The following is a 23,495-nucleotide window of genomic DNA, read 5'->3' as shown; positions in this document are numbered from 1 at the left end:
CCGGGTGGCGGCTTCGCCTTACCCGGCTCACAATCTGACGCTTCATATCATGCAGGCCCGGTAAGCTTCAGCGTCACCGGGCTTTTTTTCAGCCAAAATAGCTCATCGCCAGCCCCAGGAACAGCACCAGGCCCACGTAGTTATTATTCATAAACGCTTTAAAACAGGCGTCACGCTCACGCTTTGCGATCAGCTTTTGCTGATAAGCAAACAGCAGCCCCGCCACCAGCACTGACCAGTAAAACTCCCAGTTGAGCCCGTTCAGGCGGCCAATCGCCACCATCAGCGCCAGCACCGCAACCTGCAGGATACCGATAATCAGCTTGTCGTGACGACCAAACAGAATGGCGGTCGATTTAATGCCAATTTTCAGATCGTCATCGCGGTCGACCATCGCATATTGCGTGTCATAAGCCACGGCCCAGAGAATGTTCGCCAGGAACATCAGCCAGCAGCTCAGCGGTACCGACTCGCTGACCGCCGCAAACGCCATTGGGATCGACCAGCCAAACGCCGCGCCGAGCACCACCTGCGGCAGATGGGTATAGCGTTTCATAAACGGGTAGACCCATGCCAGCGCGAGAGCCGCAACGGAAAGCAGGATGGTCATGGTGTTGAGGGTTAACACCAGCAGGAAGGAGAGCAGCACCAGCACGATAAACAGCACGCGGGCCTCTTTCTCTGTGACCTGCCCGCTGGGTAACGGACGATTGGCTGTCCGTTTCACATGTCCGTCGAATTTACGATCGGCGTAGTCATTGACCACACAGCCCGCCGCACGCATCAGCCAGACACCGGCCACAAACACGCCCAGGATCCACAGCGGTGGAACGCCCGGCGTCGCCACCCATAGCGCCCATAATGTCGGCCACAACAGCAGTAGCGCGCCGATGGGTTTATCGGTACGCATTAAGCGGTGATAGGCCAGCAGCTTGTTCTGCGTCAGGCTCCACTCCATTTTTTTCTTCCTCTCAGTACAACGGCGATGCCGGTAAAAAAAGCTCCGTCAGTATTAACGGTTTACCGCTCAGGCGAAGACGGGAACGACGTCCCCACAGTTCGGCATCGCGTCCAATTTCAATAAAATCACGGGTAAGTTCAGACGAGGTAAAAAGGTACCGCCCGAGCGGGGTATTTCCCAGCCGTTGCAGTGCCAGCTCTGGCCCGGAAAGGGTGGATTCAGGCACCACGGTTCGTCCGGCGAGCCACGGCTCACCATCCGCGCAGAGCAGAATTTCACGCAACCAGTAGCGTTCTTCTTTTGGTAACAGCGGCAGCTCACTGGCAATGTCAGCAGAGGTGACAAACCCTTCCTGAATCATCGTCACCGTAACCGTCTTGCCCTGTTGCTCAAAACGTTTAGTCATGGAATCTTCCAGCAGCAACCAGTCAAGCTGCTGCGGGTCAAGCGCAGGTATTTGGTCGAAATAGCGCAGCGAACGCAGTTGCGTTAGCGCAGGGTGTGACATGCCGGACTCTCCGATACATAACGTAATGGCATTGTATCGCAGAAAAGCGCATTGAGGGCGGTCAAACGTTATTTAGCGATCACTATCGCAACAATGGTGCAACAGCGCGAGCGGCACGAAAAAAAGTGCGCCCACTCAGGCGCACTAAACTACTAACAAATCAGCACTGTGGGGAAACGGTTACCCCTTGCCTTTTACACTGCTGATAAAGGTGGAACGGGCAGTGGTTGAACCTAAACGTTCGGCTTCATCAAGCAGTTTCAGCGCTTTATCGACATCGCCGCGCTTCACCGCCTGCTTAATGGCGTTGTTGAAGTATTCTTCGGTGTCGTTCAGTACCGGCTCAGCTTTTTTCGCCGGAGCTGGGGCTGCGGTCGCGGCTGCCGTAGCCGCTGGCGCGGTATAAACAGGTGCAGCGGTATTCCCCACAGTCACCGGACCAGGACCAGACGAGCCAAACAGTGGGCCAACGAGTACGCTGGAAGCGCTGTTGGTGGAAACTTTCAGTTTGACCAGGCCATCAGTGGTATGGCGGGCAAGCGGATCCGGAATATCCGGGACAGAGTTACCGGTGCCTTTGGCATAAGCTTTCGCCGGGTCAACCAGCTTTGTTGTCTGCTGCAAATCTTTCTCTGTTGTGAATACCAGCACGTAAATCTTTTGCTGACCCAGAGCAGGCGTCAGGCGCATAACGCCTTCCAGGCGGTCCGCACTCATTACGCCCGGTTCCTGATAGCTAAAATAGTCGCTCGGGAAGAACGCCGATGGCGTCATGTTTTGATCGAGGATCAAGACGTTTGGCGCAAACACACTGGTCTGTTTGTTCACTTCGCTGGTCAGCGTCAGGGTCAATTCACCAATGTTCGCCGGTACGCTATAAGCCGCAACAGGGCCAGAAATCCCCGGCACGTTCAATTGTTGGCCACCCATAGAGAGCTGAGTCGACTGCGTTTTGGATTGATCAACCGGCGTCCATGTCAGTTGCTGGAGTGCCGCTGCCGGGATAGCGGGCGCAGCACTGGTATTTTGTGGCACGAAATTCACGTCTGCAAAGGAGACGGCCGGAACACAGGCTAACAGCCCCGCAGAGAGGCACAGCGCGACGAGACTTTTCTTCATTTTCATTGTTATTACCTCTGATAGCGTGAGCACTGCGGTGGCCAGGCAATAGCGCGCAGCACCCTAAGGAGAGAGGGGCTTGCGCCCCTCTTTTCAGGTCATTACGTCGGGTCTAACGAATTACCACCAGATTTCCATCTGGGCGCCGAAGGTCCACTCATCGTTGTCGCCACGGCTGAAGGTTTTCGCAGAGGTGTCACTGTAAGCCACACCGGAGGTGTAGCCAGTGTCGCTGTTGTTTGCGTAACCCCATTTCTCATCCCACTTCGCGTAGGTTGCGAAGACACGGATAGCAGGACGGGACCAGATGCTGTCGCCTGCCTGCCATTGCTGTGCCAGGGTGATTTTGTACTGGCTGTTCTTCTCGTCAGTTCTCTGAGATTTGACGTTGTCGTAGCCCACTTCAAGCAGGGTGCTCATGATTGGCGTCCATTTGAACATCGGACGAACACCCACGGTCCACCACTCGGTACCGTTGTTGTTGTCACGATCGATGTTCTGGTACATACCGACGTACATCAGGTCCCAACGGTCTGCCAGGGTGATTGCACCGTGGTCCAGCACACGCCACATGGAGCCATCGTTATCAACGCTACCGCCCTGTGGAATACCTTTGCCGTTAGAGGTCATGGAATCCGTACCGTACTGCAGTACGAACTTGTTGAAGCCCTTCATCATGCTCTGGGTGTGTTCAGCAGTGAATAACCAGCCATCTTTAGAAGCGCCAGGCTGCAGGTAGTAGTCATCAGGAATGTTGGTGTGACCATAGTCAACGCCCAGCTCCAGCGTACCGCCCGGGTTGGTTTCCAGACCGGCTAAACGCACGTCGAAGACGTCGTTAGGTACAACGTTGTCATAAACACGGTCGCCGTTGGCATCACGATCGGCGAAGGTTGCAGAACCGCCTGATTCAGAAGAGCGGGTAGCTGCCAGAGAGAGTTTACCAAAGCCCAGATCGATGTTTTCAATACCGGCACCAGGACCTGAGATGTCCCAGTAGTAGAAGTCGATCATGTGGACGTCATGACGCTGATAGAAGCGCTTACCGGCCCAGATGGTGGAGCCTGGCAGCCACTCAATCAGGTTTTTACCCTGCACGTTAGCTTCACGGAAGGCCGGGCTGGTGGATTCCCAGTCGTTCTGCTGAGAAACGGAATACGCTACGTTAGTGTCGAAATAGAAGCTCTTGTCGCCCTCTTTCCACACTTCCTGGCCCAGTTTCAGCTCAGCGTACGTCTCACATTCGTTACCGAGACGGTATTTACTTTGAGCACCGGTTGCCTGGAAACATTGTTGTTCACCGCCACTCCCGGTCCAGCCAATGCCGGAACGAGCATAACCTTTAAAGTCTACAGCGCCTGCCTGGGCAGACATAATGCCTGCCGCAATGGCGAGTGCCAGAGGGACTTTGCGCAGAGTAATCATCATTCTATCTCCTGAGATCATTGCTTTTCTTTGAACACTTGACCTGTCGGTTTCGTGTCTTCTTTTGGGATTGCTTAAACGCCTGGCTCTTTGTGCAGCCGACGACATGCAGTGCCATCCTCGCGGAACAGATGGCAACGCTCTGGCGGCAAACCGATAGCGAATGTGGCACCCTCTTCTACCAACACCACGTCATTCTGGCGGTAGACCAGGTTCTGACGGATGGCGGGGATCTGGATATGAATCTGTGTTTCGTGACCAAGTTGTTCGACGACCTGAACTTCACCTTCCAGCGTCACATCGGCGATGTGGCTCGGCAGTAAATGCTCAGGACGAATACCGAGGGACATGTTGGCCCCCACCTGTACGTTGGCGCTGTCGACCGGCAGCCAGACTTGCTGACGGTTTGGCAACTCCACCTGTACCTGTTCAATGGCTGTCGCCGTGACTTTGACGGGCAGGAAGTTCATCTTTGGCGAGCCAATAAAGCCCGCAACAAAGCGGTCTGCCGGATAGTGATAAAGCTCCAGCGGTTTACCCACCTGTGCCACGCGGCCTGCGTCCAGCACCACAATTTTGTCGGCCAGCGTCATCGCTTCGACCTGATCGTGGGTGACGTAAATCATCGTGCGGCCAAGACGTTTATGCAGACGGGAGATTTCGATACGCATCTGGACGCGCAGCGCGGCATCCAGGTTAGAAAGCGGTTCATCCAGCAGGAAGACGCGTGGTTCGGCAACCAGAGTACGGCCAATCGCGACGCGCTGGCGCTGACCACCGGAAAGCGCCTTCGGTTTACGCTCCAGCAGGTGTGCCAGCTGTAACACTTCCGCCACCTGCGTGACGCGCTGGTTAATCACCTCTTTTTTCGCCCCCGCCAGCTTCAGGCCAAAGGACATGTTCTCGGCGACGGAGAGATGGGGATAAAGTGCATAAGACTGGAACACCATGCCAACGCCACGTTCGGCAGGCGGAATGTCGTTCATTCGGGTATCACCAATCAGCAAATCACCGCTGGTGATGGTTTCAAGACCGGCAATCATACGCAGCAGAGTTGATTTACCGCAGCCAGATGGGCCAACAAACACCACGAATTCACCTTCATGGATGTCGAGATTGATGTCTTTTGACACCACTACGTCGCCCCAGGCTTTCGTTACATTACGCAGCTGTACGCTCGCCATGCCCTTCTCCCTTCGTTACAACCTGTCACCGACAGAAACATTCAAGATAAGTTCACTATGGGGTATCCATTACTTTCGCGAATCCTCCACCCCCCGGCTTTTTTATGGGGGAGGAGGCGGGAGGATGAGAGAGCAGGCTCTGCGACCGCAGCTGGCGGGCTGAGGCAAAATTCGTGAAGCCACCTGCAAAATTCAGCGTGTTTTTATGTGCGCCAGCACTCATAACTTAAATTTATGCAACACAGATCACACAAACCGGGGGTGGGGCGTAGGGGTTGGGAGGATGGAAAGAGGATGTCAAATAAGGAGACTGAGTGACGTTGAACCACCTTATGTATCCACGAGCACATCACCAAAAAAGGATGGCAGATATGAAGATCAAGACTGGCGCACGCGTTTTCGCATTGTCCGCCCTTGCAGCAATGATGATTTCCGCACCGGCTCTCGCCAAAATTGAAGAAGGTAAGCTGGTTATCTGGATTAACGGCGACAAAGGCTATAACGGCCTGGCCGAAGTGGGTAAAAAATTCGAAAAAGACACCGGTATCAAAGTCACCGTAGAACACCCGGACAAGCTGGAAGAGAAATTCCCGCAGGTTGCGGCAACCGGTGACGGCCCGGACATCATCTTCTGGGCGCATGACCGTTTCGGGGGTTATGCACAATCCGGCCTGCTGGCGGAAGTCACGCCTGATAAAGCCTTCCAGGACAAACTGTTCCCGTTCACCTGGGACGCCGTTCGCTATAACGGCAAGCTGATCGCTTATCCCATTGCAGTGGAAGCCCTGTCTCTGATTTATAACAAAGACCTGGTGCCTAACCCGCCGAAAACCTGGGAAGAGATCCCGAAACTGGATAAAGAGCTGAAAGCGAAAGGTAAGAGCGCGCTGATGTTCAACCTGCAGGAGCCGTACTTCACCTGGCCGCTGATTGCTGCCGATGGCGGTTACGCGTTCAAGTTTGAAAACGGCAAATATGACGTCAAAGATGTGGGCGTGGACAACGCGGGTGCGAAAGCGGGTCTGACCTTCCTGGTCGATCTGATCAAGAACAAACACATGAACGCGGATACCGATTACTCCATCGCGGAAGCGGCGTTCAACAAAGGCGAAACCGCGATGACCATCAACGGTCCGTGGGCCTGGACCAACATCGACAAGAGCAAAATCAACTATGGCGTGACGCTGCTGCCAACCTTCAACGGCAAGCCGTCTAAACCGTTTGTTGGTGTGCTGAGCGCAGGTATCAACGCCGCCAGCCCGAACAAAGAGCTGGCGAAAGAGTTCCTCGAAAACTACCTGCTGACCGATCAGGGTCTGGATGAAGTGAACAAGGACAAACCGCTGGGTGCCGTTGCGCTGAAATCCTTCCAGGATCAGCTGGCAAAAGACCCACGTATCGCGGCAACCATGGATAACGCCCAGAAAGGCGAAATCATGCCGAACATCCCACAGATGGCCGCGTTCTGGTATGCCACCCGTACTGCGGTGATTAACGCCGCAAGCGGTCGTCAGACTGTCGATGCCGCGCTGAAAGATGCGCAGGGTCGTATTACTAAGTAATGCCGTAGTCCCCTCTCCCTCTGGGAGAGGGTTAGGGTGAGGGTTGTCGCTATCCGCACGCCCTCACCCCGGCCCTCTCCCCCAGGAGAGGGAGAAAAGATCAAACGTTGTAGAGGAAGAACCCCATGGATGTCATTAAAAAGAAACATTGGTGGCAAAGCGACGTGCTGAAGTGGTCAGCGATCGGTCTGCTCTGTCTGCTGGTGGGTTACCTTGTTGTTTTAATGTACGTACAAGGGGAATATCTGTTCGCCATCATGACGCTGATTTTAAGCTCTGCTGGCCTGTATATTTTCGCCAACCGTAAGGCATATGCCTGGCGTTATGTCTATCCGGGCGTGGCCGGGATGGGGCTGTTTGTCCTGTTCCCGCTGATCTGTACTATCGCTATCGCATTCACTAACTACAGCAGCACCAACCAGCTCGCGCAAGAGCGCGCCACTCAGGTGCTTCTGGACCGTTCTTATCAGGCAGGCAAGACCTTCAACTTTGGTTTGTATCCTGCGGGTGACGAATGGAAATTAGCACTGACTGACGGCGAGAGCGGCAAAACCTATATTTCCGACGCTTTCAAATTTGGCGGCGAGCAGAAGCTGGCCTTAAAAGAGGCCCCTGCCCTGCCGGAAGGCGAACGCGCTAACCTGCGTATCATTACCCAGAACCGTCAGGCGCTGACTCAGCTCACCGCCGTGCTGCCAGATGAAAGCAAAGTGACCATGAGCTCGCTGCGCCAGTTTTCCGGCACGCAGCCACTCTATACCCTGGCGGATGACGGCACGCTGACGAATAACCAGAGCGGCGTGAAGTACCGTCCGAACAACGATATTGGTTTCTATCAGTCTGTAAACGCCGACGGCAGCTGGGGCGATGACAAACTCAGCCCGGGCTATACCGTGACTATCGGCTGGGACAACTTTACCCGCGTGTTTACCGACGAAGGGATCCAGAAGCCGTTCTTTGCTATCTTCGTCTGGACGGTGGTCTTCTCCGTATTGACGGTACTCCTGACCGTTGCCGTGGGTATGGTGCTGGCCTGCCTCGTGCAGTGGGAAGCCCTGAAAGGCAAAGCGATCTACCGCGTGCTGCTGATCCTGCCGTATGCCGTACCGTCGTTTATCTCAATTCTGATTTTCAAAGGGCTGTTTAACCAGAGCTTCGGTGAAATCAACATGATGCTGAGCGCGCTGTTCGGCATCAAACCGGCCTGGTTCAGCGACCCGACCACCGCCCGTTCGATGATTATCATCGTCAACACCTGGCTGGGTTATCCGTACATGATGATCCTGTGCATGGGCCTGCTGAAGGCTATCCCGGACGACCTGTATGAAGCCTCGGCAATGGATGGCGCGGGTCCGTTCCAGAACTTCTTTAAGATTACGCTGCCGCTGCTCATCAAGCCGCTGACTCCGCTGATGATTGCCAGCTTTGCCTTCAACTTTAACAACTTCGTGCTGATTCAGCTGTTGACCAACGGTGGCCCGGATCGTCTCGGTACCACCACGCCAGCCGGCTATACCGACCTGCTCGTGAGCTACACCTATCGCATCGCCTTTGAAGGCGGCGGCGGTCAGGACTTTGGTCTGGCGGCAGCGATTGCCACCCTGATCTTCCTGCTGGTTGGCGCGCTGGCGATAGTGAACCTGAAAGCCACACGTATGAAATTTGACTAAGGAGGGCATCGATCATGGCTATGGTACAACCCAAATCTCAGAAACTGCGCCTCCTGGCGACGCATTTAGGGCTGCTGATTTTTATTGCGGCGATCATGTTCCCGCTGCTGATGGTCATCGCCATCTCCCTGCGTTCGGGTAACTTCGCTACCGGCAGCCTGATCCCGGACGAAATCTCCTGGGAGCACTGGAAGCTTGCGCTGGGCTTCAGCGTAGAGCATGCCGATGGCCGCGTTACCCCGCCGCCGTTCCCGGTACTGCTGTGGCTGTGGAACTCGGTGAAAGTGGCGACCATCACCGCGATCGGCATTGTGACGTTCTCCACCACCTGTGCGTACGCCTTCGCCCGTATGAAGTTCCCGGGCAAGGCCTCACTGCTGAAAGGGATGCTGATTTTCCAGATGTTCCCGGCGGTACTGTCTCTGGTCGCGTTGTATGCCTTGTTTGACCGCCTGGGCCAGTATGTGCCGTTTATCGGCCTGAACACCCACGGCGGCGTGATCTTCGCCTATCTTGGCGGTATCGCCCTGCATGTGTGGACCATCAAAGGTTATTTCGAAACCATCGACGGCTCGCTGGAAGAAGCGGCGGCGCTGGATGGCGCGACACCATGGCAGGCGTTCCGTCTGGTTCTGCTGCCACTGTCGGTGCCTATCCTGGCGGTGGTGTTTATCCTGTCGTTTATCGCCGCCATCACCGAAGTGCCGGTCGCGTCTCTGTTACTGCGTGATGTGAATAGTTACACCCTGGCCGTGGGTATGCAGCAATACCTCAACCCGCAAAACTACCTGTGGGGCGACTTTGCCGCGGCGGCCGTACTCTCTGCCATCCCGATTACCGTGGTGTTCCTGCTGGCGCAGCGCTGGCTGGTCAACGGCCTGACGGCGGGCGGTGTGAAAGGTTAAGTTTCATCTGTTATGCCACTGCAACCCTCAACTTTAGACGTATTGTATTAACCCAACTTGTGACTGTTGTTAGGCGCTCTTCGGAGCGCCATTTTTTTATGGGTCAGACACGCACAAAGTCAGTCTCAAAGTTAAAGGTATGCCAGAGATGGCGGGCGCAGGAGTATTCAAACAGCTTGCCGTTATCGAGAAATGCCGTCTGCTCCACCTGAATAAGCGTGGTGGGTTCGGTCAGCTCCAGCCACACCCTTTCCTGCTCGCTGGCGTTTCGCCCGGTGACTTTCATATGTGCGCTATGGACGGTACACCCCAGCTCATGGGTAATGTACGCGTAAATGGAATGCTGAACATGGCTCAGAGCCAGACGAGGAAACAGCGCGACAGGCATCCAGGTGTACTCCACGATGGAAGGGATCTCCGCTATGACGCGTACCCTGTGGATTTCATGCACCAGTTCACCCTCAGGGATTTGCAATTTTTGCGCGATATCGGCAGAGGCAGGCACGGCGGTATATAACTGCACGCGAGTGGTAAGGGTTTTCCCCTGAGTGGCGCAGCGCTGCGCGGTGCCTATCAGGTGTGAGTTGCTTGCCGCAGAAACCTGGCGCTTAACAAACGAGCCTAGCCCACGCTTGCGCAGCACCAGTCCCTCGCGGACGAGCAAATCCAGCGCTTTGGTGATGGTTAGCTCGCTACATCCAAATTCAGCGGCGAGCCTTGCCCCTTCGGGCAATTTTTTGTCGGGAGCATAGATGCCCACCATAATGCGCCGCCGCACTTCATGGTAGATCTCCATATACTTAGGCATAACGCTCTCCGCAAACGGCCCCTTACAGGGCCGACTCAAATTAACGAGACAGGGATGCAGCCATACGCACCCAGGTGTGCCGTCGGCCACGGATAGCGAGGGATAAGGCATTCAGCGCTTCCGGGTCGGCCATGCCTGCCACCCCTGCGTCACCAAAATTATGCATGTCGCTACCGCAACGTTTACTGGCCAGGCCAATGTCGCGCACCGTAGCACAATCCGCACCTTCCTGACTACTGCTCAGCGTGGTAATGGCAAGCCCTCCCAGCGACTGCACTGCCTGCGCAATGTGGCTGACGCGCCCTTCCGATGCCCCCCGGCATCCGCCTGGTGCCGAAAAGATAGCGCCATCTGCGCCTGCACTGATATAGCCAGCATACTCCTGGGGTTGCGCCAGCCCGGAATTATAAAATTTCGCGGCCAGAATCAGCTTATCGGTTTGCGCCCTGAGCGCCGCTATCGCCTGACACATACGCCCGGCCGTCACCCCGGGTTTGTCATAGCCGGTCAGGCAGTAAAAATCCGCATGCCGCACTGCCTCCAGATGCGCAGGCAGAAAAGCGCCGGGGCTGGAGAGATCGTCTGCGGGCAGGACTTCAAAATTGACGCCTGTTAAACGCCCCGTCAGGCATTTCACCTGGCTGACAGGATCGGCGCCAAAACGTTCTTCTCCGCCGTTCAATGCGGGCCGCTGAAAATGGATCCCCTTGAGCAGCAGAAGGTCGGCGCCAAACGCACACAACAATTCCGCATTCGTCACCTCTGCAAACAGCGGGGGCGCCTGCACGGCAATTTCGGCCATAATGACGCGCCCTTCGCTGGCGCTGATGGCATCTCGTAAGCTATCGCCGGTAATGGGGCCACGAAAGTCGCTGGCCCGGCAATTCAGAAGCCGTTTCATCTTTACGCCTCCTCTTCGAGAGAAACGATGGCAGGCGTTGGCTGTTGAAATGCCTTTTGCAAAATGTCGAGATTGGTTAACGCTTCTTGCTCGCTGACATAGTTGGCCTTGCCTGAGGAGAGTGTGTCGTAAAGCGCGTCATAAACGCGTCCGTAGTCGCCGGGTACCGCCGGCAGTTCTTCCCGGACAGAACATCCTGCGTCATCGATATACTCCAGCACCGCGCATTCACGATCTTCACCAAACCCTGGGTCCCCAGGCATAATGCCCGCCTTCAGGCTGGTTTCCTGCTGGTCGATACCATAGCGAATAAACGAGCCTCGCGTACCGTGTACCGTGAATCTCGGCGCGGGTATTTTCACCAGATGGCTGGTTTTCACGATCGCGGTCGTCTTCGGGTAATAGAGGTGAACGGTGAAGGCGTCGTCAGGGTTGAGCGGGTTTCTCTGGCGCTGAAGATGGTACCCGACCTGCTGCGGACGCCCCAGCAGGGCGATAATTTGATCGAGCGTATGCACGCCAAGGCCATAAAACGCGCCGTCGAAATAACTGCCGGGACAGGTTTCCGACGCCGGGCGAAAATAGTCAAAATGGCTTTCGATCTCGACAATTTCCCCCAGTTTTCCGCTCTCAATCGCCTGTTTCATGGTCAAATAACAACTATCAAAACGTCGGTTCTGAAACGGAGAGACGGTTAAGCCCTTTTCTCTCGCCAGAGCAAACAGCGTTTTCGCTTCTTCTGGGGTGGTTGTAAAAGGTTTCTCGACCAGCACGTTTTTGCCATGTGCCAGACATAGCCGGGCATACTCAAAATGGCTATCAGGATGGGTGCAGATAACCACCAGCTGAAGCGTATTGTCTTCCAGAATATCCTGCAGCCGGGAGGTAAAACAGATGTGTTGATAGTGCGGCTGCGCTTCAACCTCTGGCTTACGCGCAATATCATAAATACGCTTTACGTTGTATTTATCCTTGCGGCATAAAACATAAGGGAGATGATAGCGCGTGGCACTTTTACCAAAGCCAATATAGGCGCAGTTAATCATACGGATTCCTTTTTAAAGTATGGCAGGGCGGCATGAATTACCGCCGGTCCATCAAGTTTGCTGAAGTGCTGAGGGTCAAGGGGGATCACCGGGCAGTGGTGATTGATATCCTGAAGAATGGTTTCCTGGAGATACGCGATTTGCGGACCCAGCAAAATAAGCTGGGCGTTTTTATATTCATCGACCAGTTTACCTGCATTCACGGCATACACGTTGAGTGTACAATTCTGGCTTTCGCAATATTTTCGCATTTTGCTGGCCATCAAAGAGGTCGACATGCCTTCATTACAGGCCAGAATAATGGTTTTCCCATCCAACCGATGAATATCATTGTTCTCCTGCGGCGTTATTTCTGACTCAGAGGCGAGAGTGTTAATTATCGTTTCATTGCTGCGTTTGATTAACGAACGCTCATAGGCGGTTAAAAAAGGTAAATAGATTACGACTCCAAGCGCTAATAGCAGGATCTGCAAAATGACATTACGAAAATCACCGCCGGATCCGAGCCAGCCAGAAATAAGCGGAGGCACTGACCAGGGAACGTAGGCAACAATTTTTGAGACCCATCCCCAGGCGGTTGCAAAGTACGCGATCGTAAAATTAATTTGCGGATAAAGGATAAAAGGGATCATCATTAACGGGTTGTAGAGTACCGGGAAACCAAAAATGACCGGCTCGTTAATATTAAAAATGCCTGGGGCAATCACCGTTCTGGAAAAGTTACGGTGGCTGGACATATGGCTTCGAACAAACACTGCCAGCAGCAGGGCCAGCGTGCTCCCGGTTCCTCCCATATGACCATACAGATCGCGAAATGGCAGAACGATAATATGGGGTGGGATCTGCCCGCTGGCAAAGGCGGACATGTTTTCCTGCATCGCTACCAGCAAGGGAGGTTCAAGAATGGGATTAATAATCCCACCCGGATGTATCCCCAACGAAAAGAGAAGATTTGTCAGGGTCGTTAACACCAGAAAACCGGATAAATTAGTCGTTAAATGTACCAGCGGCGCCTGGATGAGATGCTGAATCAGCGCCGGGATTTCAGTATGAAGGAAAAGATTAACGCTAAATGCAACCAGCGCGAAAATAGCGACGGTTAGCATAATTGAAAACATCGACTGGAAGGATTGTACCACCATGGAAGGCACATCATCTCCTAGCCGGATCTGTAATTTTTTATTTTTCGAAATCCATAAAAAAAGATTTGTTGATAACACCGCCGTCAGTATTGCCAGAAAGACACCGCCAGCATTGGTACTGCCATAGAAGACCATCCCGGTAAGCCGAACCTGCTGACCATCGGCCAGGGTTTGCACGGTTTCAATGGGCATTAATGCATAAAACACCGCCAGCGCAACCATAGCGGGAATAACTGGCGTAGGGTGTTTTTTCTTACTGGCAATATGATACGCAATTAATATCACCAGCATCAGCGATAAAATATTCATTGTTCCGTTAAGAACGCGCTCGCCAATATTGCGTAGCTGTACCAGGGTGTCAGTGGATAACAGACCGCTCAATATGCCTTTCGGATCGAGAAAAACATAATTAAGCATGATGAAGAGTCCAGCCAGGACAAGGAACGGAACAGTAATAATAAAACTGTCCCGTAGACTTCGAAGATGGACTTCTGATGCCAGCTTTTGCGAGACGTCAGTTATCCGCTCCAGTATTGAAGAGTGGGCCATGCAGATCACCTGTCGAATAGATTAAGTATGTGGCAGTTAATTTCAGTACCGCGTATGCCTGAACTGCCACACATTTAAAACTATATAGTTTTAAATTAAATCTATATAGATCACATTTTGACCGCATCTCTTCCGCGTCAGAGCGCCTATTCGCGCTTCAGCCGCTTCGAATTACACAACCAGAGCGTGATCACCAGCAGCAGGATCGCCGCCGAGTAGATCAGCACATCAAGGGGAGATTTATGATCGACGATGATCAGCCGCACTATCGCGGTGATCCCAATGTAGACAAAATAGCGCAGCGGGAAGTGAAAGCCTGACTGGAAATACTTCACAATCAGGGCGATAAATTCAAAGTAGAGAAAGTAGACCACCAGGCCTTCCACCAGCGCATATTTGCTGGTTTGCTCGGGGGCGAACAGTACATCCGCCAGATGCACCGTCTCTTTACCCAAAAAGACGACCAGGATCAGGCCAAGGCTCAGCAGACCGAGGTTGAGCACGGTCTGGAGGATAGTTGAGATGAACTCAACGCGCGGGCGAGTCAGGGATGTCATACAGCACCTCATTCTCCAGGGCGAGGTTCCTGTATAACGCAAAAATGTGACGTGGATCTATATTTTTTAATTATGTTTTATGTACGGAGGTAACGAATGGAGTGCAGACCTACCGGGGTTCGCAACGTAACCTGTGGTGAAAATGTCACCCTGTATGAGCCCTGCAATCTCTATGACTGCGTGCTTGGCAACGGTGTGTTTATCGGCCCGTTTGTTGAAATTCAGGGCAATACGCGCATTGGCGACGAGAGCAAAATTCAGTCGCACACCTTCATTTGCGAGTACGTCACCCTGGGCGAACGCTGTTTCATTGGCCATGGGGTGATGTTTGCCAACGATATGTTTCGCGACGGCAAACCCAATGCTGACCGGAACAGCTGGGGACGCATTACTGTGGGAAATGATGTGTCGATAGGCAGCGGGGCGACCATCCTGGCGGTCTCCATCTGCGACGGGGTGGTGATTGGTGCGGGGAGCGTGGTGACCAAATCCATCACCGAGAAAGGCGTTTATGCGGGAAACCCGGCGAGGCTGCTGCGCCGCTTATGAGTTGCCCGGTGGCGCAAGCGCTTACCGGGCCTACAACAGAAAAGATGAGGGCTATCAGCGGAAGTTAATGTTCTTATCGCTGGTCATGTCATACAGCTGGAACTTACGACCCAGCTGCTGGCCCCCGTCGCGCGTCAGCGGTGTCCAGCCAATGGCCGCACGGCTGCGGGTTGGACCGGATGAGAACAGATCCAGCGGAATCGACACATACACCCCTTTGGTGAAGTCCCCTTCCCCGTATTCGTCCGGCGAGACGTTGGTGATGGTGGCGTAACCACCGACCACCACTCCGCTGTCGAAGTGTTTGGAGATATCCAGCGTGCCGCCCTTATCGCCCGCCAGGTATTGACCCACGCTGGCTTTCACCAGCACGTCCTGGGCGAACGACGGCGTCCAGTAGGCCGTCAGATGGCCGGTTTTCACGCTATAGTCGGTGAACTTCATCATGTCCTGCGCGCTGCGCCAGTCGCGCTGTTTAACGTAGTTAGCATCAATACCAAACGCCCAGTTGCTGTCCACCGGACGATAAAGCACTTCCGCCCCCGCGCCGCCATACATGGTTTCGAGATAACCGCCGTAGACCTGGCCGTAGAAGCCATTGCCGAAGTACTGGAAGTAGTTGGCCTGCAGGTTGTTTACGTAGGCATCGTTCTGCACGTACTCACGCACGCGGGTACGCACGCGCGGCAGCTTCGAGTCGTTCGGCGGGTTAGTGTAGTTGAACTTGTCGTAGTTGTTGGCAATGTTGCCAAACAGGCTGCCGGTGGTCAGCAGGTGGTCGGTCACCCACAGATCCGCCGTTGCCATCACGCCCAACTGGTACATGTAGAAGTTTTCCGGCCCGCCGACAGACTGGTTTAGCACCGGGTCGATGTGGAAATCGAAGCGCGATTTATCGATATACCAGCCCTGCTCGGTCGTCTCCGGCACGATTGGCTCAACGCGTTTTTGTACCAGCTCGGTTTCATGACCCAGCGGCTCGCCCTCCAGATGGCGCTTCAAACTGGCCACGTCCGTTTCCGTCGTCACCTGCGGCAGGTTCAGGCGGTTCTCCGTTACGCGGATCGTGCGGATCCCCTCCGGCAGATCGTTCATGATGATCCGGTTAGCACGTTCGATCCCTTCCCGCGAGTCGCGGTATTTCACCTGCTCACCGGTCACGTACAGCGTATCGCCTTTCACCTGGATTTTCGGATCCGCCAGACCGGCGTTGTACTTCAGCAGCGTCAGTTGGTTGGCCACCACGGAGTGCTGCAGAATGGCATCCTGCGGCTCCGGCTGGTACGCAGGCCGCGCGTTGTCGTTATAGTGCGGCCGCATGTCGTTAAAGTTAGTACGCAGCGTAAAGCCAAACATCACGGTGTTGCCGCGCTCGTAGCTGAGGTTAACGTCGGCCCAATCGGTGACGCGGTAAATGGCGCCGACGTTAAACTTGCTCTTTTGCTCAATCTTTCCGGCGAACTCTTGCGAGTAGTCGTTACCTTCGTACTCCAGCTTCAGGCGCAGCGGCTGCCACGGCGTCTGATACTCCACGCCGCCAAACAGGGCAGCCGGACCGTGGAACATCTGATCACCGTTAATGGAACCCGCTTTCTGATAGCTGTTGTCGCGATAGCAGAATTTGTCGCTGTAGGTGCAGAACGGGTTTTTCACGTTGCCGCTGGTGCCGAGATAGCCCCAGCCAAGCCCCAGCGAGAAGTCAAATGGCCCCCAGGCCTTACTGGCGACAATGTACTCCGCGTCGAACAGGCCGGTACCGCCGATATCTTTGGCCCCCACGGAAACCTGCGGCATCCAGTAGCTCTCTTCCCACAGGCGCAGTTTGAGATCGAAGGCTTTATCTTTGTAGGTCTGATCGCCCGAAAACGCGTCCACGCTGCTGTACTGTTTCGTACGTACGTCGGTGTAGCGCAGCGTGGTTTCGAGCCATGGGAACAGCTGTACGGATGCAGAATAGTAGCGGTACTGGTCGTTATCACGATAGTTAAGGCTAATTTCCCCTTCTCGCGCCATACGCGCGGTAGGGGTTTGCAGTAAACCGACGCCACCGAAGTCTGACTGAGACGGGCCAATGGGGGCCGGATACGTTTCTGCATGACAGGCGGCACTCACACACAGTGCCAACATGCTGTAGAGATAGGTCTTTTTCATTATTCCGGTATCCGCTGTGTCAGGGAATGAAGGATATCGGCATTCAGCCCGTCATATGCCTTCGTCCAGAAATGGTCGGCAAAACCGACAAAAATGATGCTGCCTGGCATGGGTTCGACATGCCGCTTGTTCCAGTAGGCAACCGGCGCCTTTTGCGTGTTCCCGTCAGGATAAATCACCCAGGCGTAGCTGTTATCCGCACCACTCAGCAGGCTCTGCTCGTCGAGATAGCTCGCCACGTCGCGGCCGGGAGTAAACGGTTTTTTACCCGGGCTGCTGATAAGCCCCATCACCGTGATGGTGGAAGGCTGCGCCGGGAGCCAGAGCGTGTAATCTCCCTCCAGGGCCGGATTACCTTTTTCCGTCACGCGGACTTCATCCGGATCGAGATTGATGTTTTGTCTTCCGGTAACCTTCAGCGCCAGAAGCTGCTGGCGAAGGCTGTTAATGGCTGCCGCATCGTCGCCGTCTTCCTGCTCTGCTAACCCCGTTAATCTGGCGAGCAGCGCCTTGTGCTTTTGTTCCGCCGCCACCGTTGCCTGCCGCTCAGCGATCACCGCACCTGTCCACCAGCTGTTTGCCAGCCTTGGCTGGCCGACGAGATCGATCAGGTGGCCGGCGTTCGTCAACGTTTTGGGCTGCGTGCTGTCCGGCGTGTAGACCTTCACCGTCCCGGCAGACCAGGCGAGCGGTGTGGCAAAGCTTGCGATCAGCGCAACGCGAATAAGTGTTTTCATGATTTCGCGGCCTTGATCAGCGTGGTTTTAACCGGGAAGAATCCGGCACCCAAATATTGCAGGGACTGACGGATCTGCCCTTCATCATCCACCCAGAAACGGTTATGCCAGGTTGCCCGATCGGTCGTGACCTCTTCATCCAGTACGCGAACCCGGGTTTCGTCGCTGCCTACCCTGACGCTGTCCGTACCGTCCCAGCGGAAGGTAGAGCGGGCAGTGGCGTAACGCACCTGCTTGTGTTCCGTCCAGCCCATTGTCCGCGTCCAGCTTGCCCCGTCGGTGATCTGGTTCGGTTTGCTGAGCGGATCGGCCGCAAGGTTGTTGACCTCAAGAAGGTTATCGCCACCGAGCAGGGTTTTCACAATACGGCTATGTTGCGTCACGATGGTGGCCTGATCCTGCGTCACCCATTTCTGCTGCCCGTTTTCATCGAAAGCGAGCACCACAAACAGTTGCGGACCATCGTTGAGCTGCATGTACTGGCTGGCATACGGCATGTTCTGAAGTTCATCATCGGTCAAATGCACACCCGGCGTACCGAATATGCTGTCCCACAGTGAGTTGCCCAGCCCTTTGGTGGTGGCCGAGCACGCCTGCAACAGCAGGCAAATCAGGATGATTGCAGGTCGCTTCACGACTCTTCTCCGAAGGGGCGAAATAACCACACCGAAGTGTGGTTATGATTAAAACACCCGGAATTACTGGGTGCTGGTCGTCGTAGTGGTCGTGGTTCCGGTATTGGAGCCATCACCGCCACCGGTTGCCGCCAGCGCGACACCCACGGCTGAACTTACGGTGCTGGTGCTGGCCGCGGTAGAACTCCCCGCAGACGCAGACGTCGCTGCCGACCCTGCTGCTTCCCCGACCTGGACCGGAGCTGCATAGACAGATGTCGCCGCAAGTGCAGATATGGCAAAAATGCCATACAGTACTTTCTTCATAACAATTTCCCTTCAATGAATGAATGGAGATTTGCCCGAAAAGAAATTCAGGCGGATTCGAGTATACACAACTAAAGCAGAGGGATTGCCGTACGGATAAATAGAGGAAGGGTTTTCGGACTATTGGATAAATGTGAAGTATAAGAATAATTAACTAATAAATTATTTATTTAAAATCAAATAGATATAATTACATAAGGAGAAATTAACTCTCCGTATAATCCTAAAATAAACCGCACTCATTAACGGGTTAAAAGGTATTTTCGGATAAAACTCATAACGGGAATTTGAGTTAAATAACAGACATCAGGAATTGTCTGATAAAAAAATGCCGGCATATCGCCGGCACGTTTTTATGACGATTTAATTACGCGCGCCATGCTTTATAACGGTTAATCAAACCATTTGTCGAGCTGTCGTGGCTGCTGATCGCTTTGTCATCACCCAGTTCAGGCAGAATACGGTTCGCCAGCTGTTTACCCAGCTCAACGCCCCACTGATCGAAGGTGAAGATGTTCAGGATTGCGCCCTGCGTGAAGATCTTATGCTCATACAGAGCAATCAGCGCACCCAGGCTGAACGGCGTGATTTCACGCAGCAGGATGGAGTTGGTTGGACGGTTGCCTTCGAACACTTTGAACGGCACAACGTGTTCCAGGGTGGCCGGATCTTTACCCTGGTCACGATATTCCTGCTCTACCACCTCGCGGGATTTACCAAACGCCAGCGCTTCGGTCTGAGCAAAGAAGTTAGACAGCAGTTTAGGATGATGATCAGACAGTGGATTGTGGGTGATAGCCGGGGCGATGAAATCGCACGGTACCATTTTGGTCCCCTGGTGAATCAGCTGGTAGAACGCGTGCTGACCGTTGGTGCCTGGCTCACCCCAGATGATTGGGCCAGTCTGGTAATCCACCGCGTTGCCGTTACGGTCAACGTATTTACCGTTGGATTCCATATTGCCCTGCTGGAAGTAGGCCGCGAAGCGGTGCATGTACTGGTCGTACGGCAGGATCGCTTCGGTCTCTGCGCCGAAGAAGTTGTTGTACCAGATACCGATCAGCGCCAGCAGCACCGGCAGGTTTTTCTCAGGTGCGGTGGTGGAGAAGTGTTTGTCCATCGCGTGCGCACCGGAGAGCAGCTCAACAAAGTTGTCGAAGCCCACGGAGAGAATGATAGACAGGCCGATCGCAGACCACAGAGAGTAGCGGCCACCAACCCAGTCCCAGAACTCGAACATGTTCGCGGTGTCGATACCGAACTCGCCAACCGCTTTACCGTTGGTGGACAGCGCTGCGAAGTGTTTCGCCACGTGCTTGTTGTCACCTGCGGTTTTCAGGAACCAGTCGCGTGCGCTGTGGGCGTTGGTCATGGTTTCCTGGGTGGTGAAGGTTTTAGAAGCCACCAGGAACAGTGTAGTTTCCGGGTTCACGTTCTTCAGCACTTCGGCGATGTGGGTACCATCGACGTTGGAGACAAAGTGCATGTTGAGATGATTTTTGTATGGACGCAGCGCTTCGGTCACCATGAACGGGCCGAGGTCAGAACCGCCGATACCGATGTTCACCACGTCGGTGATGGCTTTGCCGGTGTAGCCTTTCCAGCTTCCGGAGATGATTGCTTCAGAGAAGGCTTTCATCTTTTCCAGCACCGCGTTCACTTCCGGCATCACATCTTTGCCGTCAACGATAATTGGCGTATTGCTACGGTTACGCAGAGCCACGTGCAGCACGGCACGGTCTTCGGTACGGTTGATCTTCTCACCGGAGAACATGGATTTGATGGCGTCTGCCAGTTCCGTCTCTTTCGCCAAATCCTGCAGTTTCGCCAGCGTCTCTTCGGTGATGCGGTTTTTGGAGAAATCCACCAGCATCAGATCATCGAAGGTCGCGGAGAATTTGTTGAAACGATCGGCATCTTTCGCGAACAGCTCCGCGATGGTGACGTCTTTCATTTCATCAAAATGTTTTTGTAGTGCCTGCCAGGCAGCGGTCTGCGTTGGGTTGATGTTTTTCATTAGCAATACTCTTCTGATTTGAGAATTGTGACTGCGGTCGATTGTAGCGCCTGCAAATAAAAATTGTGATGGTTTTTATGCCATTGCCCTGGCCTGCATCAAACGCAGGTGAAAAGACCCGAAAAGTATAGCTGCTGACGCGCACACCCGTGGCGGCGAAATGTCGGTCAAAACCGGGGAAAACGAAGCATAAAATATGGCCCTGTTATAAGTCCTGTTTCTCAGGGGTACCCCCCCATGAAAAATCCGCATAATCCCGGCATTGACAGGACCTCCCCCGCATTTTATTTATAGGGCCGTATTTTGCGCCTGCACCTGTTTTCGTTTCATTCTTGTGCCATGGTCGCTTTATTCATTCCCTGACACGAGGTTGTTATGACGAGTTTTGTGGTCGCCAAGTTTGGCGGCACCAGTGTGGCAGATTACGATGCCATGAACCGCAGCGCCGATGTGGTGCTGGCCGATCCGAATACCCGCCTGGTAGTGCTTTCTGCCTCTGCTGGCGTGACGAACCTGCTGGTTTCTCTGTCTGAAGGGCTGGAGGCCACCGAGCGCTTCGTTAAGCTGGACGCACTGCGCAAAATTCAGTTCGACATCCTCGAACGTCTGCAGAACCCGAACGTGATCCGCGAAGAAGTGGAGCGTCTGCTGGAAAATATCACCACGCTGGCAGAAGCGGCTTCTCTGGCCACCTCCACCGCCCTGACCGATGAGCTGGTCAGCCACGGTGAGCTCATGTCCACCCTGCTGTTTGTTGAAATCATGCGTGAACGTAACGTTCAGGCACAGTGGTTCGACGTGCGTAAAATCATGCGCACCAGCGATCGCTTTGGCCGCGCCGAGCCGGACGTGGAAGCGCTGGCCGAGCTGACCAATCAGCAACTGGCCCCGCGTCTGAATGAGGGGATCGTGATCACCCAGGGCTTTATCGGCAGCGAAGCCAAAGGACGCACCACCACGCTTGGCCGTGGCGGCAGTGATTACACCGCGGCGCTGCTGGGTGAAGCGCTGCACGCGACCCGTGTGGATATCTGGACTGACGTCCCGGGGATTTACACCACCGATCCACGCGTCGTCTCTGCGGCAAAACGTATTGATGTGATTGCGTTTGAAGAAGCGGCGGAAATGGCGACCTTCGGTGCGAAAGTGCTGCACCCGGCAACGCTGCTGCCTGCCGTGCGTAGTGATATCCCGGTCTTCGTCGGTTCAAGTAAAGATCCGAAAGCGGGCGGTACGCTGGTGTGCAAGAAAACCGAAAATCCACCGCTGTTCCGCGCGCTGGCCCTGCGCCGTAAGCAAACGCTGGTTACGCTGCACAGCCATAATATGCTGCACTCGCGCGGCTTCCTGGCGGAAGTGTTTGGCATCCTGGCGCGTCATAACATCTCCGTGGATCTGATCACCACCTCCGAAGTGAGTATCGCACTGACGCTGGACACCACCGGTTCAACCTCAACGGGTGACACCCTGCTGACGCAGTCGCTGCTGATTGAGCTGTCAGAACTGTGCCGCGTGGAAGTAGAAGAAAACCTGGCGCTGGTAGCCATCATCGGCAATAAGCTGTCGCGCGCCTGTGGCGTGGGCAAAGAGGTCTTCGGTGTGCTCGACCCGTTCAATATCCGCATGATTTGCTACGGTGCCTCCAGCTACAACCTCTGCTTCCTGGTGCCTGCTGAGCAGGCAGAACAGGTGGTGCAGAAACTTCATCAGAATTTGTTTGAATAAAATTCGTTAGCACGATAAACAATATCTATAAGCCGGGCACAGACCCGGCTTTTTTATAACTAAACAACACGACAATACTGCAAGGAATATCTATGTTATCCGCCATCACCCGGCTGTTCCCGTTATGGGCGCTGCTGCTCTCCATACTCGCGTATTACACCCCCACTACGTTCACGGGCATTGGTCCGTGGGTGACCACGTTGCTGATGCTGATTATGTTCGGCATGGGTGTGCATCTAAAAATCGACGACTTTAAACGCGTGCTCTCGCGCCCGGCTCCGGTTGCTGCAGGGATTTTCCTGCACTACCTGGTGATGCCCCTTGCGGCCTGGCTGCTGGCAATGGCCTTTAAGATGCCACCCGACCTCTCCGCCGGGATGGTGCTGGTGGGCAGCGTGGCCAGCGGAACCGCCTCCAATGTCATGATCTATCTGGCAAAAGGCGATGTGGCGCTCTCCGTGACCATCTCTTCGGTATCCACGCTGGTGGGTGTGATCGCCACGCCGCTGCTAACACGCCTGTACGTTGACGCCCATATTCAGGTGGACGTGATGGGAATGCTGCTGAGCATTTTGCAAATCGTGGTGATTCCGATCGCGTTGGGCCTTGTCATTCACCACCTGTTCCCGCGCGTGGTAAAAGCCGTTGAGCCCTATCTGCCTGCGTTTTCGATGGTCTGTATTCTGGCCATCATCAGCGCCGTGGTGGCCGGTTCTGCGTCGCACATTGCATCCGTGGGCTTTGTCGTGATTATCGCGATAGTGTTGCATAACACCATTGGCCTGCTGGGCGGATACTGGGGCGGGAAACTGTTTGGCTTCGATGAATCCACCTGCCGGACGCTGGCAATTGAAGTAGGGATGCAGAACTCCGGTCTGGCAGCGGCACTCGGGAAAATTTACTTCTCGCCGCTGGCGGCTCTGCCTGGTGCGCTCTTCTCGGTCTGGCATAACCTGTCCGGTTCGCTGCTGGCGGGATACTGGTCCGGCAAACCGATAGAAGAAAAACCACAGAAAACAGATGAATATCGTCTTTAAC

The 23,495-nt window shown here is 54.4% G+C and carries 21 protein-coding genes; 6 read left to right on the top strand and 15 right to left on the bottom strand.

The window, feature by feature from the left end:
- Positions 1-88 precede the first annotated feature (88 nt).
- From ubiA to malK, 5 genes are all read right to left on the bottom strand, one after another.
- Positions 89-958 carry a 4-hydroxybenzoate octaprenyltransferase gene (ubiA, locus tag APU11_RS24695; protein WP_013095050.1) on the bottom strand — a complete coding sequence of 290 codons (870 nt, stop codon included), beginning with the start codon at positions 956-958 and terminating at the stop codon, positions 89-91.
- 13 nt (positions 959-971) lie between these two features.
- A complete protein-coding gene (gene ubiC, locus APU11_RS24690) occupies positions 972-1,469 on the bottom strand; it encodes a chorismate lyase (RefSeq protein WP_013095049.1) in 498 nt (165 codons plus the stop codon).
- A 180-nt stretch (positions 1,470-1,649) separates the two neighbouring features.
- A complete protein-coding gene (gene malM, locus APU11_RS24685) occupies positions 1,650-2,594 on the bottom strand; it encodes a maltose operon protein MalM (protein ID WP_023622494.1) in 945 nt (314 codons plus the stop codon).
- Positions 2,595-2,708: 114 nt separating this feature from the next.
- The gene (locus tag APU11_RS24680; RefSeq protein ID WP_013095047.1) at positions 2,709-4,016 is read right to left on the bottom strand and encodes a maltoporin; all 1,308 of its coding nucleotides are present in this window, start codon (positions 4,014-4,016) and stop codon (positions 2,709-2,711) included.
- Between the two features lie 71 nt (positions 4,017-4,087).
- A complete protein-coding gene (gene malK, locus APU11_RS24675) occupies positions 4,088-5,197 on the bottom strand; it encodes a maltose/maltodextrin ABC transporter ATP-binding protein MalK (protein WP_008500080.1) in 1,110 nt (369 codons plus the stop codon).
- A 371-nt stretch (positions 5,198-5,568) separates the two neighbouring features.
- On the opposite strand from malK, the gene malE reads away from it, so the two are divergent.
- The 3 genes from malE (at position 5,569) to malG (ending at position 9,334) form a co-directional block, all read left to right on the top strand.
- Complete coding sequence (gene malE, locus APU11_RS24670; protein WP_014830274.1) at positions 5,569-6,759, top strand: maltose/maltodextrin ABC transporter substrate-binding protein MalE; 1,191 nt, start codon at positions 5,569-5,571, stop codon at positions 6,757-6,759.
- A gap of 125 nt (positions 6,760-6,884) precedes the next feature.
- Entirely contained in the window at positions 6,885-8,429 is a 1,545-nt protein-coding gene (gene malF, locus APU11_RS24665) for a maltose ABC transporter permease MalF (protein ID WP_020686620.1), read from the top strand.
- A 14-nt stretch (positions 8,430-8,443) separates the two neighbouring features.
- Positions 8,444-9,334, top strand: a complete 891-nt coding sequence (gene malG, locus APU11_RS24660) for a maltose ABC transporter permease MalG (RefSeq protein ID WP_058650689.1) — start codon at positions 8,444-8,446, stop codon at positions 9,332-9,334.
- A 103-nt stretch (positions 9,335-9,437) separates the two neighbouring features.
- Here the strand turns inward: malG and APU11_RS24655 are convergent, their stop codons facing one another.
- The 5 genes from APU11_RS24655 to psiE form a co-directional block, all read right to left on the bottom strand.
- Positions 9,438-10,142 carry a GntR family transcriptional regulator gene (locus APU11_RS24655; RefSeq protein ID WP_029882653.1) on the bottom strand — a complete coding sequence of 235 codons (705 nt, stop codon included), beginning with the start codon at positions 10,140-10,142 and terminating at the stop codon, positions 9,438-9,440.
- Between the two features lie 40 nt (positions 10,143-10,182).
- Positions 10,183-11,043 carry a hypothetical protein gene (locus APU11_RS24650; protein WP_038980809.1) on the bottom strand — a complete coding sequence of 287 codons (861 nt, stop codon included), beginning with the start codon at positions 11,041-11,043 and terminating at the stop codon, positions 10,183-10,185.
- 2 nt (positions 11,044-11,045) lie between these two features.
- A complete protein-coding gene (locus APU11_RS24645) occupies positions 11,046-12,089 on the bottom strand; it encodes an oxidoreductase (protein ID WP_058650688.1) in 1,044 nt (347 codons plus the stop codon).
- Positions 12,086-13,780, bottom strand: coding sequence for a PTS transporter subunit EIIC (locus tag APU11_RS24640; RefSeq protein WP_058650687.1), 1,695 nt, complete (start codon positions 13,778-13,780; stop codon positions 12,086-12,088). Before APU11_RS24640 ends, APU11_RS24645 begins: the two co-directional genes overlap by 4 nt.
- Positions 13,781-13,926: 146 nt before the next feature.
- Complete coding sequence (psiE, locus tag APU11_RS24635; protein WP_000202963.1) at positions 13,927-14,337, bottom strand: phosphate-starvation-inducible protein PsiE; 411 nt, start codon at positions 14,335-14,337, stop codon at positions 13,927-13,929.
- A gap of 96 nt (positions 14,338-14,433) precedes the next feature.
- Here psiE and APU11_RS24630 point away from each other — a divergent pair, with 96 nt between their 5' ends.
- Complete coding sequence (locus tag APU11_RS24630) at positions 14,434-14,886, top strand: acyltransferase (protein WP_058650686.1); 453 nt, start codon at positions 14,434-14,436, stop codon at positions 14,884-14,886.
- Positions 14,887-14,940: 54 nt separating this feature from the next.
- Here the strand turns inward: APU11_RS24630 and APU11_RS24625 are convergent, their stop codons facing one another.
- From APU11_RS24625 to pgi, 5 genes are all read right to left on the bottom strand, one after another.
- A complete protein-coding gene (locus APU11_RS24625) occupies positions 14,941-17,037 on the bottom strand; it encodes a YjbH domain-containing protein (protein WP_029882648.1) in 2,097 nt (698 codons plus the stop codon).
- Positions 17,037-17,774: a capsule biosynthesis GfcC D2 domain-containing protein gene (locus tag APU11_RS24620; RefSeq protein WP_072200518.1), complete on the bottom strand. Its 738-nt coding sequence runs from the start codon at positions 17,772-17,774 to the stop codon at positions 17,037-17,039. The genes APU11_RS24625 and APU11_RS24620 overlap by 1 nt, the downstream gene beginning before the upstream one ends.
- Positions 17,771-18,409, bottom strand: a complete 639-nt coding sequence (locus APU11_RS24615; protein ID WP_013095035.1) for a YjbF family lipoprotein — start codon at positions 18,407-18,409, stop codon at positions 17,771-17,773. Before APU11_RS24615 ends, APU11_RS24620 begins: the two co-directional genes overlap by 4 nt.
- Before the next feature lie 63 nt (positions 18,410-18,472).
- Positions 18,473-18,715: an exopolysaccharide production protein YjbE gene (gene yjbE, locus APU11_RS24610; protein ID WP_013095034.1), complete on the bottom strand. Its 243-nt coding sequence runs from the start codon at positions 18,713-18,715 to the stop codon at positions 18,473-18,475.
- A 367-nt stretch (positions 18,716-19,082) separates the two neighbouring features.
- Complete coding sequence (pgi, locus tag APU11_RS24605) at positions 19,083-20,732, bottom strand: glucose-6-phosphate isomerase (protein ID WP_020686615.1); 1,650 nt, start codon at positions 20,730-20,732, stop codon at positions 19,083-19,085.
- Between the two features lie 375 nt (positions 20,733-21,107).
- On the opposite strand from pgi, the gene lysC reads away from it, so the two are divergent.
- Entirely contained in the window at positions 21,108-22,457 is a 1,350-nt protein-coding gene (gene lysC, locus APU11_RS24600) for a lysine-sensitive aspartokinase 3 (RefSeq protein ID WP_040023622.1), read from the top strand.
- Positions 22,458-22,549: 92 nt separating this feature from the next.
- Entirely contained in the window at positions 22,550-23,494 is a 945-nt protein-coding gene (gene panS / locus APU11_RS24595) for a ketopantoate/pantoate/pantothenate transporter PanS (RefSeq protein ID WP_013095031.1), read from the top strand.
- The last annotated feature ends 1 nt before the right edge of the window (position 23,495 follow it).

It is taken from the genome of Enterobacter sp. 50793107, from assembly GCF_001463365.1.
Taxonomy (GTDB): domain Bacteria; phylum Pseudomonadota; class Gammaproteobacteria; order Enterobacterales; family Enterobacteriaceae; genus Enterobacter; species Enterobacter cloacae.
Note: the sequence above shows the minus strand (reverse complement) of the source record. Positions and strands in the feature narration are given on the sequence as shown.

Excerpts from the sequence above, each read along its gene's own strand:
- malK (WP_008500080.1), bottom strand. The coding sequence starts at position 5,197 with ATGGCGAGCGTACAGCTGCGTAATGTAACGAAAGCCTGGGGCGACGTA.
- APU11_RS24625 (WP_029882648.1), bottom strand. The coding sequence starts at position 17,037 with ATGAAAAAGACCTATCTCTACAGCATGTTGGCACTGTGTGTGAGTGCC.
- APU11_RS24655 (WP_029882653.1), bottom strand. The coding sequence starts at position 10,142 with ATGCCTAAGTATATGGAGATCTACCATGAAGTGCGGCGGCGCATTATG.
- APU11_RS24645 (WP_058650688.1), bottom strand. The coding sequence starts at position 12,089 with ATGATTAACTGCGCCTATATTGGCTTTGGTAAAAGTGCCACGCGCTAT.
- lysC (WP_040023622.1), top strand. The coding sequence starts at position 21,108 with ATGACGAGTTTTGTGGTCGCCAAGTTTGGCGGCACCAGTGTGGCAGAT.
- pgi (WP_020686615.1), bottom strand. The coding sequence starts at position 20,732 with ATGAAAAACATCAACCCAACGCAGACCGCTGCCTGGCAGGCACTACAA.
- APU11_RS24650 (WP_038980809.1), bottom strand. The coding sequence starts at position 11,043 with ATGAAACGGCTTCTGAATTGCCGGGCCAGCGACTTTCGTGGCCCCATT.
- psiE (WP_000202963.1), bottom strand. The coding sequence starts at position 14,337 with ATGACATCCCTGACTCGCCCGCGCGTTGAGTTCATCTCAACTATCCTC.
- malM (WP_023622494.1), bottom strand. The coding sequence starts at position 2,594 with ATGAAAATGAAGAAAAGTCTCGTCGCGCTGTGCCTCTCTGCGGGGCTG.
- malE (WP_014830274.1), top strand. The coding sequence starts at position 5,569 with ATGAAGATCAAGACTGGCGCACGCGTTTTCGCATTGTCCGCCCTTGCA.
- panS (WP_013095031.1), top strand. The coding sequence starts at position 22,550 with ATGTTATCCGCCATCACCCGGCTGTTCCCGTTATGGGCGCTGCTGCTC.
- APU11_RS24640 (WP_058650687.1), bottom strand. The coding sequence starts at position 13,780 with ATGGCCCACTCTTCAATACTGGAGCGGATAACTGACGTCTCGCAAAAG.
- APU11_RS24680 (WP_013095047.1), bottom strand. The coding sequence starts at position 4,016 with ATGATGATTACTCTGCGCAAAGTCCCTCTGGCACTCGCCATTGCGGCA.
- ubiC (WP_013095049.1), bottom strand. The coding sequence starts at position 1,469 with ATGTCACACCCTGCGCTAACGCAACTGCGTTCGCTGCGCTATTTCGAC.
- yjbE (WP_013095034.1), bottom strand. The coding sequence starts at position 18,715 with ATGAAGAAAGTACTGTATGGCATTTTTGCCATATCTGCACTTGCGGCG.
- malF (WP_020686620.1), top strand. The coding sequence starts at position 6,885 with ATGGATGTCATTAAAAAGAAACATTGGTGGCAAAGCGACGTGCTGAAG.
- malG (WP_058650689.1), top strand. The coding sequence starts at position 8,444 with ATGGCTATGGTACAACCCAAATCTCAGAAACTGCGCCTCCTGGCGACG.
- APU11_RS24620 (WP_072200518.1), bottom strand. The coding sequence starts at position 17,774 with ATGAAAACACTTATTCGCGTTGCGCTGATCGCAAGCTTTGCCACACCG.
- APU11_RS24630 (WP_058650686.1), top strand. The coding sequence starts at position 14,434 with ATGGAGTGCAGACCTACCGGGGTTCGCAACGTAACCTGTGGTGAAAAT.
- ubiA (WP_013095050.1), bottom strand. The coding sequence starts at position 958 with ATGGAGTGGAGCCTGACGCAGAACAAGCTGCTGGCCTATCACCGCTTA.